This is a genomic window from Bradyrhizobium sp. Crot121, from assembly GCF_059512385.1.
The window spans coordinates 1-3,241 of the sequence record NZ_JCAMOR010000183.1 but is presented as its reverse complement, the minus strand read 5'-3'; the positions used below and the strand labels follow the sequence as shown (position 1 = coordinate 3,241).

At 60.5% G+C, this 3,241-nt stretch carries 1 protein-coding gene and 2 pseudogenes; 2 read left to right on the top strand and 1 reads right to left on the bottom strand.

The window, feature by feature from the left end; all coding sequences use genetic code 11:
• Both AC5ZGW_RS45600 and AC5ZGW_RS45595 read left to right on the top strand, forming a co-directional pair.
• Positions 1-150, top strand: a pseudogene (locus tag AC5ZGW_RS45600) (SMC-Scp complex subunit ScpB); the annotation flags it as partial.
• 659 nt (positions 151-809) lie between these two features.
• Positions 810-1,752 (top strand): annotated as a pseudogene (locus AC5ZGW_RS45595) (IS110 family RNA-guided transposase).
• Between the two features lie 32 nt (positions 1,753-1,784).
• Here the strand turns inward: AC5ZGW_RS45595 and AC5ZGW_RS45590 are convergent.
• The gene (locus AC5ZGW_RS45590) at positions 1,785-2,414 is read right to left on the bottom strand and encodes a type IV toxin-antitoxin system AbiEi family antitoxin domain-containing protein (RefSeq protein WP_245475191.1); all 630 of its coding nucleotides are present in this window, start codon (positions 2,412-2,414) and stop codon (positions 1,785-1,787) included.
• Between the last annotated feature and the right edge of the window lie 827 nt (positions 2,415-3,241).

Sequence of the window (3,241 nt, the reverse complement as noted above, 5' to 3'; positions counted from 1 at the left end):
CGCGATCTTCCGGATATGGAAGCGCTGGAGGACGCCGGCCTGCTCAGTAAAGATAAAATGTTGGCTGGGGAGTTTCCCGATTCCTTGCCGGCACATGACGAAGACCAGGACGATGATGAAAAAGCTGCAGATTGGACAGAGACAGGCTAGCCGCATTTGCCGAATGTCGGCCACCGATCGGCTGCTTTCATCGCTGAAGGGCTTCCGATTATTCACGCCAGCGCGAAGGGATTTTGGTCCGGGTCTGCTGAACTGCGAGAAAAGCCGCGAGAAGCCGAGGTGCTTGCGGGATTCGCCAAGGAGGAGGCGGCGAAGTTCTCATCCTGCTCGATATCGTCCGCTGCCCTGAGAAGCGGATCGCCGGCAAGGTGAACAAATTGGTTGGCAGATTTTATGGACATCTCGAGCGGCTGATTTACGCCCAGCTGTCCGAGTGGTAGTCCATTGATGTCGCGGATCTCCGTAAGCCGTCGAGCCGCTGCGCAAGGCCCATGATCTCGAAGGGACTATGGGCGAGTTCATCATGCCGAACTCCGCCATCTATCAGCGAGAGAGCAAACTCTACGCCGGACGTCGAGGCCTACGAGGATGGCACGCCGGTCTGGAATGCACCCCTTGTATCTGCACGGCCATGATTTGTGCGATGGAAGCGACTTAGCGCCTTGGCCGGTGGCCACCGGCCAAGGCGCGTGGCGAAGTCGCCCGTTACCCCTCCGGCCACAACCGTGGATGAGCTTTGGGATCTTCGCCATGTCACGCACGACCGAACAGTCGCTTGAGTTCCGATCGCATGGACAAGGCAGGTTACCGTGAAGAAGACGATTTGTGGAGTGGACGTTTCGAAAGCCAAGCTCGATGTCTGCATCGAGCCCGGGCATCGGTCTGCGAGCTTCAATAACGACACCGCAGGCATTACCGAACTGGCGGCGTTTTGCCGTGAACATGCGGTAGAGCTCGTGGTGATGGAGGCCAGCGGCGGTTACGAGCGACGGGCGTTGCTCGAGCTGTGGGCGTTAGGTATCAGCTGTGCGCTGACCAACCCTCGCAGCGTCCGCCGCCATGCCGAGGCGATGGGCATTCTGGAGAAGACCGACCGGATCGATGCCTCCGTCATTGCCCGGTTCGCCGACGCCAAGAATCTGGCTCCGACCCCGCTGCCGAGCCAGGCCCAGCAACGCCTGAAGGCCCCTGGTCGCAAGGCTCAGGCAGGTCACCGACGACCTGACGGTCCAGAAGCAGCGCCGCGCCAGCATGTTCGACGATGCCGAGATGCAGGCAAGTGTTGACGAGGTGATCGCCCTGCTGAAGCGCCAGTCCCGTTCGCTCGAAGGCGAGATCGCCTCGATGATCGACGACGATCCGCTGTGGGCAAAGCTCGCCGAGACGTGGCGCGAGGTGAAGGGCGTTGCCGGACGAACCGTTGCACGCCTGCATGCCGAACTGCCGGAGATCGGCACCCTGTCCAACAAAGCCATTGCCAAGCTGGCCGGCCTCGCCCCGATCGCCAATGACAGTGGTAAGCGAAAGGGTAAACGACCTATCCGCGGTGGCCGCGCCGGCGTCCGCTCGATCCTCTTCCTCGTCGCGGCCACCGTCGCCCGTTATGACAAAAGCCTCGCCGACTTCCGCGCCAGGCTGGTCGCTGCCGGAAAGGAAAAAATGGTCATTCGCATTGCGCTCGCCCGCAAGCTCCTGGTCCGTCTCAACGCCAAAGCACGCGATGCGCGCGCCGCTTACGCCAATGCAACTTGACAACCCAGATAGTCGCTCGTCAAGCAAAGCGACTACCCGTCGCGCATACGGTCGCCGCGGCCCAAGTCAATGTCGGCGGTGTCGATGTGCTTTCGCCACGGATGTGCGTACTTGTCCGCGTAAATGAAAAACAGGCGCTTGACTTTGATGCTGCGGCATTGCTCGAGCAGCTGGTTCAGCGCTTTCGGTCGCAGGCTCACCAGACTCTCGAACTGCTTGTCTACCGTTTGGAAGCTTTCATGCGCGGGGAGTTCATCAAGCGTTTCGAGAATCGCCCTCTCAGGCGAAGACATCCTGATCGGCCATCTCCAGGGGCTGAGCGCCAGCTCGCTGTCATCGTTGTCCGATCGGCTGAATGCGGCATCCTCGACGCCGACCGGTTGAGGTCCAAACAGCGTGTCGGATCGGTGAACGAAGCGCGCATCGACACGCAGCTTCAGCAGCCACGCTGGAACGTCGGCGCCATAAAGATAGATGACCGGATCGCTGCCCAACTGCAGATAGTGCGCATGGCCCTGCAAAACCGGCTCAGGAGCTGAGGTCGGCCTGTGTCGATAGAACCGGCTGAAGCGGCTCTCGCCGACACCGGCCAGACCTTGTGTGCGAGGCTGAATCCGACAATCGAAAGGCAAAGCTGGCGAAAGTGCTGACCAGTCGGCCAAAAGGCTGCGCCGTCCTTTCGAAGCTGGCAAGATTGAACCGGGCCATTCGAGCCTATCGGATGAATCTCGAAGGAATTCTTTCGAAGCCCAGGCTGCGGCGGCCGCGCACTTGTGACTGGAAGAAGAATCGCAACCATCCATCTATGCGGAGGGTCAAAGACGCCCTGTCTTGGCACGGTCTGTTCAGCCACCGGCGCAGCCCGCGATGAGCGCACCCACCGAATAGGCAAGCAGAAGCAGGCTGACAACCATCAGCGACCTCATCGCGGCCGGAACAGCGCTTCGGCGTGGAAAGGATATCGCTGGCGTGGAAAGGATATCGCTCGTGCGAACAGTGCCGGCTGCTTGCCGAGCATGTCCGGTCTGATGCGGAGAGCGATCCAGAAACGAAGTAAACCCGGCCATCCCTTTCGGCACAGCAGCGCAAGTCGTGTTTGGGTCTCAATTTCGGGAAACCGCGGATATGTCCGCGACAGCCATGGTTACCGTCACGATAGGGAGGGCAACGACGGCTGGCCCGTACCCTCTCTCTCAGGCCGAGCCTCCTATTGTTGGACGAGCCTATAGCGCGACATGTATGGAACGGCCCGCGGGCGCAAGAGCTTTCTCAGTCGACTTCACACATGGGAGCGGTTCGGTCATGTATACGGCCTGTAAAGCTTTCAATTACCCACAAATTCTCCTCCGACCATGGCGCCCAGCGCGATGTCGGTGAGGCGTGACAGCCCGCGCCACATGACGGTATTGCCGGGCGGCGGATCGCTGGCGCGGGCGAGATAACCGCCGAGCCGGGCGATCTTGATCAGATAGTGCGAGAGCGTTTTCTG